General features: G+C 62.9%; 8 protein-coding genes and 1 pseudogene. 3 read left to right on the plus strand and 6 right to left on the minus strand.

Translation table 11 applies throughout. The features are described 5' to 3' along the window. A pseudogene (katE, locus tag OQK_RS10450) lies at positions 1-245 on the plus strand (catalase HPII); the annotation flags it as partial. Between the two features lie 80 nt (positions 246-325). Here the strand turns inward: katE and OQK_RS10455 are convergent. Genes OQK_RS10455 through OQK_RS10470 form a run of 4 tightly spaced genes read right to left on the minus strand, consistent with a single transcriptional unit; the run spans position 326 to position 3125 of the window. Continuing rightward, complete coding sequence (locus OQK_RS10455) at positions 326-1039, minus strand: PA5502 family lipoprotein (protein WP_016772339.1); 714 nt, start codon at positions 1037-1039, stop codon at positions 326-328. A gap of 37 nt (positions 1040-1076) precedes the next feature. After that, the gene (znuB, locus tag OQK_RS10460; protein ID WP_016772340.1) at positions 1077-1865 is read right to left on the minus strand and encodes a zinc ABC transporter permease subunit ZnuB; all 789 of its coding nucleotides are present in this window, start codon (positions 1863-1865) and stop codon (positions 1077-1079) included. Next, entirely contained in the window at positions 1858-2643 is a 786-nt protein-coding gene (gene znuC / locus OQK_RS10465; RefSeq protein ID WP_016772341.1) for a zinc ABC transporter ATP-binding protein ZnuC, read from the minus strand. The genes znuB and znuC overlap by 8 nt, the downstream gene beginning before the upstream one ends. Next, positions 2643-3125 (minus strand): Fur family transcriptional regulator, encoded by a 483-nt coding sequence (locus OQK_RS10470; protein WP_016772342.1) that lies wholly within the window; start codon positions 3123-3125, stop codon positions 2643-2645. The genes znuC and OQK_RS10470 overlap by 1 nt, the downstream gene beginning before the upstream one ends. Before the next feature lie 66 nt (positions 3126-3191). Here OQK_RS10470 and OQK_RS10475 point away from each other — a divergent pair, with 66 nt between their 5' ends. After that, positions 3192-4112: a zinc ABC transporter substrate-binding protein ZnuA gene (locus tag OQK_RS10475; protein ID WP_081489867.1), complete on the plus strand. Its 921-nt coding sequence runs from the start codon at positions 3192-3194 to the stop codon at positions 4110-4112. A gap of 128 nt (positions 4113-4240) precedes the next feature. Here the strand turns inward: OQK_RS10475 and OQK_RS10480 are convergent, their stop codons facing one another. Continuing rightward, the gene (locus tag OQK_RS10480; RefSeq protein WP_016772344.1) at positions 4241-5194 is read right to left on the minus strand and encodes a homoserine kinase; all 954 of its coding nucleotides are present in this window, start codon (positions 5192-5194) and stop codon (positions 4241-4243) included. Between the two features lie 53 nt (positions 5195-5247). Continuing rightward, the gene (locus OQK_RS10485) at positions 5248-5538 is read right to left on the minus strand and encodes a DUF2782 domain-containing protein (RefSeq protein WP_016772345.1); all 291 of its coding nucleotides are present in this window, start codon (positions 5536-5538) and stop codon (positions 5248-5250) included. 74 nt (positions 5539-5612) lie between these two features. Here OQK_RS10485 and OQK_RS10490 point away from each other — a divergent pair. After that, positions 5613-6259, plus strand: a 647-nt coding sequence (locus tag OQK_RS10490; protein WP_038860832.1) for a 5'-3' exonuclease, incomplete at its 3' end; no start/stop codon positions are given.

Consider the following 6259-nt stretch of genomic DNA (forward strand, 5'->3'; position numbering starts at 1 on the left):
CGTCGATTACTGCGTTGAGCGGTGATGGAGTGGCGTTGCATTACCTGCTGGAAGCGTACAAGCACCTGAAGGCGATCGCGCTGCACGGCGAGGCCAAGCAATTGCAGGACTTGCTGAAGCTCGATGCGGATGCGGGGCTGTTGCAGGGCGCGGATGTGGGCGCGTTGACCAAGCCGTTCTTCGCCGCGATCGGCGAGCATCGGGTCTGGGCGCGGGAGCCTAAGGCCAAGGCGATTCCAGCGTAAAAGCAAAAGATCGCAGCCTTCGGCAGCTCCTACAGGATGTACTCAATCCCATGTAGGAGCTGCCGGAGGCTGCGATCTTTTTATGGTTTACGCGGGCTTAAAACCATCTGCGCCGGCACTGTGCGCAAGATCTGCTTCTCGATCTGCAGATCAAAATCAGGATCGAGCTTCTTGACTCGCTTGCTCAGCAAGGTCGCCAGCCACGGATAATCCGCGGTGCGCGGCGCCTGGATGCTGACGGCGCATTCGTAATTCACTACATCGGCGGCGATCGCATCGAGTTGTCGTTGCAGCTTGTGAATATCGCCGATGTTCAACGCAACGGTGGTGCTTTCGGCGGTCGGATCGATGACCTTGGCTTTCGGCCTGGCTTCGGCAGCCAGCAGCGCGGCCTCAGCCTTTTCCAGCTCGGCCTTGCGCGCTTCGGTGATCGCGCCGTTGACGCCGCCGGTCAGCGCTGGCGCCTTGGGCATCAGAGCACGGGCGCGGCTGAGCGCGGTGGCGGCAGCGTTGACATCGCCTTTTTGCAGGACGATCTGGCTGCGGCGCAGGTACGCCTCGGCCAGCTGCCGCTGGTATTGCTCGAGGGACTGATCATTGGGGGTAGCGGCCTGCAAGGCGGCCAACTGGTCTTCGGCGGTGGCCAGTTCGCTGCTGGCCAGGCTTTGCTCCAGCTGTGCGATGGCCGTAGCCCGCGCATCGGGGACTTCAGCCACCGGCGGCGTGCTTTGGCAGGCGCCCAGTAGCACTGAAAATGCGACAAGGAGCAGATAACGGGAGGCGAACGGCTTCATTCCTGCGACTCTCTAATTGCGCAAAAAGCGGCCAAGTCTACACCCCACGACGGGGCAGAACAAAACTCAACAGAAACAGCGCGGCTGCCGTCACCACGATCGACGGCCCCGCCGGGGTGTCCTTGAACCACGACAACGCCAGCCCGCCGCACACCGCGAGCATGCCCAGCAGGCTCGCCCCCAAGGCCATCTGCTCCGGCGAACGGGCGTGACGCTGTGCCGCAGCCGCCGGAATGATCAGCAGCGAAGTGATCAGCAGCACCCCGACGATTTTCATCGCCACGGCGATCACCACCGCGATCAACAGCATCAGCGCCAAGCGCAAACCCGCAACCGGCAGGCCTTCGACCCGCGCCAGTTCTTCGTGCACGGTGACCGCCAGCAGCGGCCGCCACAGCGTCACCAGCAACACCAGCACCGCCGCGGTGCCGCCGAGAATCCACGCCAGGTCGCTCGGACTGATTGCCAGCAAGTCGCCAAACAGATAGGCCATCAGGTCGATCCGCACTTCATGCATGAAGCTTAGTACCACCAGGCCGAGAGAGAGCGTGCTTGGCGCAAGAATTCCCAACAGCGTGTCGGACGCCAGTGGCTGGCGCTGTTGCAACGTCACCAAGAGAACCGCCAGCAGCAGGCAACCGACCGTCACCGCCACCGTCGGGCTGACGTCCAGCAGAAAGCCCAGCGCCACGCCAAGCAACGCAGCGTGGGACAGCGTATCGCCGAAATAGGCCATGCGCCGCCACACCACAAACGAGCCGAGCGGTCCGGCCACCAGCGCCAGCGCCAGACCTGCAAGCAGGGCATACAAAAGAAAATCAGCCATGCTTGCAGCCGTCTCCATGAACATGAGGTTGCCCGCCGAGCGGGCCTTTGACCACCGAACCGTGCAGGTCGTGGGCGTGGTCGTGATGGTGGTGATAGATCGCCAGACTCGGCGCGTTCTTGCCGAACAGTTCGACGAATGCCGGATCGCCGCTGACCTGCTCGGGGTGCCCGGAGCAGCAGACGTGGCGGTTGAGGCAGACCACCTGATCGGTGGTGCTCATCACCAGATGCAAATCGTGGGACACCATCAGCACGCCGCAACCGTGGCGGTCGCGCAGCCGGGTGATCAGGCTGTACAGCTCGGCCTGCCCGGCCACGTCGACGCCCTGCACCGGCTCATCGAGCACCAGCAGCTCAGGCTCACGCAGCAGTGCCCGAGCCAGCAGCACGCGCTGCATTTCGCCGCCGGAAACGCTCTGCACCGGGCTGTCGATCACGTGTTCGGCGCCGACCTCCTTCAATGCGGCCAGGGCACGCGAACGATCGACGCCAGGCACCAGGCGCAGGAAGCGCAGCACTGACAGCGGCAGGGTCGGGTCGACATGCAGCTTCTGCGGCATGTAGCCGACGCGCAGCTTCGCTTTGCGCCAGACGCTGCCACTGTTCGGCTTCAACAGCCCGAGCACGGCGCGTACCAGCGTGGTCTTGCCGGCACCGTTGGGGCCGATCAGGGTGACGATCTGCCCCGGCTCGACGCTCAGCTCGATGTTGTCCAGCACGGTCTGCCCGGCAAACGTGACGGCGACCTGCTCCAGACGGATCAGCGCGTTGCTCATCAGGCCCCCTGGCAACCGGCGCACAGACCAACCACTTCGACCGTCTGCGCTTCGACGATGAAACCGACGTCTCTGGCGCTGCTGATGATCGCATCGCTGATCACTTTTTGCTCAAGTTCGATAGCGGCGTGGCACTCGCGGCAGATCAGGAACTGGCCCTGATGCGCGTGTTCCGGGTGTACACAGCCGACGAAGGCGTTCAGCGAAGAGATGCGATGGACCAGGCCGTTTTCCAGCAGGAAATCCAGTGCGCGGTACACCGTAGGCGGCGCGGCGCGGCGGCCGTCCTGCTCGCTGAGCACCGCAAGGATGTCGTAGGCACCCAGTGGCTTGTGACTCTGCCAGACCAGTTCCAGCACGCGGCGGCGCAGGGCAGTCAGACGCAAACCTTTCTGCGCGCACAAGGTATCGGCCTCGGACAGAGCGCTGTGCACGCAATGGGAGTGGTCGTGGGGACGGCTGGCAATCGGGGTAATAGGCATGAGCGGCGACGAGATTTGCTGGAGACGTTATTATGTTACCCGTTCTCGCTTCCTTGAGTGGTCATCGTGTCCCGACTTTTTTCTGTTTTTGTGGCTTTTGTTGCCAGTTTTCTGCTGATCGGTACGGCTCAGGCCGAGGTCAAAGTGCTCACCAGCATCAAACCGTTGCAGTTGATTGCCGCTGCCGTGCAGGACGGCGTGGCGATTCCCGAGGTGCTGCTGCCGCCGGGGGCCTCGCCGCACAATTACGCCCTGCGCCCGTCCGACGTACGGAAGGTGCAGTCGGTCGATCTGCTCTACTGGATCGGCCCGGACATGGAAGGTTTCCTGCCGCGCGTACTCGGCGGTCGCAGCCTGCCGAGCGTCGCGGTGCAGGATCTGCCAGGCCTGAAGCTGAGGCATTTCGGCGCGGACAACCATTCCCATGCCGAAGAAGCCGACGAGCATGATCACGATCATCGCCCCGGCTCGCTGGATGCACATTTGTGGCTGTCACCGGTCAATGCGCGGGTGATCGCCGACAAAATGGCTGCCGACCTCAGCGCCGCCGACCCGGCCAATGCCCAGCGTTATCAGAGCAATGCCAAAGCCTTCGATGCACGTCTGGATGCGCTCGATCAGCGCTTGAAGAAGCGTCTGGCCAATGTCGAAGGCAAGCCGTACTTCGTCTTTCACGAGGCCTTTGATTATTTCGAAGACGCTTACGGCCTGAAGCACGCGGGCGTGTTCGCGGTGGCCGCCGAAGTACAGCCCGGCGCCCAGCACGTCGCGGCGATGCGCAAGCGTTTGCAGGAAGTAGGCAAGACCTGTGTGTTCAGCGAGCCGCCATTGCGTCCGCGCCTGGCGGAAACACTGGTGGCTGGCCTGCCGGTGAAGCTGGCGGAACTGGATGCGTTGGGCGGGTACACCCCGGCGACGGCTCAGGGCTATGAGCAGGTGCTGGAAAAACTCGGCAATGATCTGGCCGGGTGCCTGGAGTCGCTGTAACAACACAAACCCTGTGGGAGCGAGCCTGCTCGCGAAAGCGGTGGGTCAGTCAGCAAAAATGCTGAACGGGCCGCCGCCTTCGCGAGCAGGCTCGCTTCCACAGGTTCATGTTTGCTTGGCGAATCTACTCAGAGGGCGAAAGGCAACGGTGTGCTCACCTTCTGCCGCTGCGCCAGGCGCTGCTCGAATTCCTGCGGATCGTGAATCAACACATCCTGCCCGGCGAACTGCTCGGCGGCGATCAAGCGTGACAGCCAGAACCGCACACAGGCCACACGCAACATCGTTGGCCAGAGCTCAGCCTCCGCCGCCGTGAACGGGCGCAACGCCGCGTAGGCACCGAGGAATGCCCGGGCGCGCGGGCCATCGATCACGCCCTCCTCGTCCGAACACCAGTCATTCAAGGCAATTGCCACGTCGTACAGCATCGGCCCCGAGCAGGCGTTGTAGAAGTCGATCAGCCCGGTCAGGTGAGTGCCTTCGAACATCGCATTGTCGCGAAACAGGTCGGCGTGGATATTCGCCCGAGGCAGTGCAAGGATCTTGTCTTTGCGCTCGGTGATCTCATCCAGCGCCTTTTGCAGCAAGGCACGCGGCTCATCGCTCAGGTGCGAGAGAAATTCAGTGCCCTCCTCCAGCATCCAGTCCAGACCACGATCGGTCTTGCGCTTGATCATGCGTTCGCCCTGAGTCGCCAGGTGCAGATGCGCCTGCAACTCGCCGACCTGGGCGCAATGCTGGGCGTTGGCGACTTTGATGTGCTTGCCGGACAGGCGCGGTTGCAGCAGCGCCGGTTTGCCTTTGAGCTCACGCAGGGCCAAGCCGTCGGTGGTGCGCAGGGCGTAAGGCACCGGCAGTTCGGCTTCGTGCAGCACGTCGAGCAGGTCGATGAAGAACGGCATCTCCTGCACCGGGCCGCGCTCGACCAGGGTCAGGACAAACTCGCCCTGCTCCAGACTGATGAAGAAATTGGTGTTTTCGCTGCCGGCGGCGATCCCCTGGAAATCAAGCAGGCGGCCGAGCCCGTAAGGGGCGAGAAAGGTTTCCAGCTCGGGCCGAGCCAGGGGAGTGAACACAGACATGTCTTAACTGCCAGTACGGGCGCCGCAGCGGCGGCGCCGAGTGAATTAAAAACCTACTTCCATTCGAATATCTTCCATGACGGGATCAGCATATCCGGCTGATCCGAACGGATGAAATTGGCATCCGTCCCGTCGGCGCGCACCAGAAAGTACGGCGGCGCGCCCTTCGGCGTGACCTTGATCGCATAGAGGAAACCGTTCTGGCGGTACTCCTCAATGGTCTTGTCGCCCTCCGTGCGAATGGTGACCTCGGGGTCGCCGCCCGGCGCATCATCCGCCGCCATCGCGGCCAGTGGTGAGACAGCGATCAACCCGACCAGCAGCAAGCGATTTAACGTACGCATGATAACCTTGTCCCTTTGTCGTCAACGGTCCCGCTATTCTAGCCCCGGACCCGCCGAAAAGGTTGATCCTGCTCATGAGCCAAGCCCCCCTCGTCCTGGTGGACGGTTCGTCTTACCTGTACCGCGCCTTTCATGCACTGCCGCCACTGACCACGTCCAAAGGCCTGCCGACCGGTGCGGTCAAAGGCGTGCTGAACATGCTCAAGAGTCTGCGCAAGCAGTACCCGGACAGCCCCTTCGCCGTAGTGTTCGACGCCAAGGGCGGGACATTTCGCGATGAGATGTACGCCGAATACAAGGCCAACCGGCCAAGCATGCCCGATGACATGCGCGTGCAGATCGAGCCGCTGCACCAGAGCGTGATCGCCCTCGGCTTCCCGCTGCTGTGCGTGGACGGCGTCGAGGCCGACGACGTGATCGGCACCCTCGCCCGCAGCAGTGCGGCAGCAGATCGCCCGGTGATCATTTCCACCGGTGACAAGGACATGGCGCAACTGGTCGACGGCCACATTACCTTGGTCAACACCATGTCCGGTAGCTCGATGGATGTGGAGGGCGTTAAGGAGAAATTTGGCGTCGCACCGGAGCAGATCATCGATTATCTGGCGCTGATGGGCGATTCGTCCGACAACATCCCGGGCGTGCCGGGCATCGGCCCGAAGACGGCGTCCGGCCTGTTGGTCGGCGTCAACGGCGGTCTGACCGAGCTGTACGCCAACCT

The sequence above is a fragment of the Pseudomonas sp. R62 genome, from assembly GCF_000257605.1.
Classification (GTDB): domain Bacteria; phylum Pseudomonadota; class Gammaproteobacteria; order Pseudomonadales; family Pseudomonadaceae; genus Aquipseudomonas; species Aquipseudomonas atacamensis.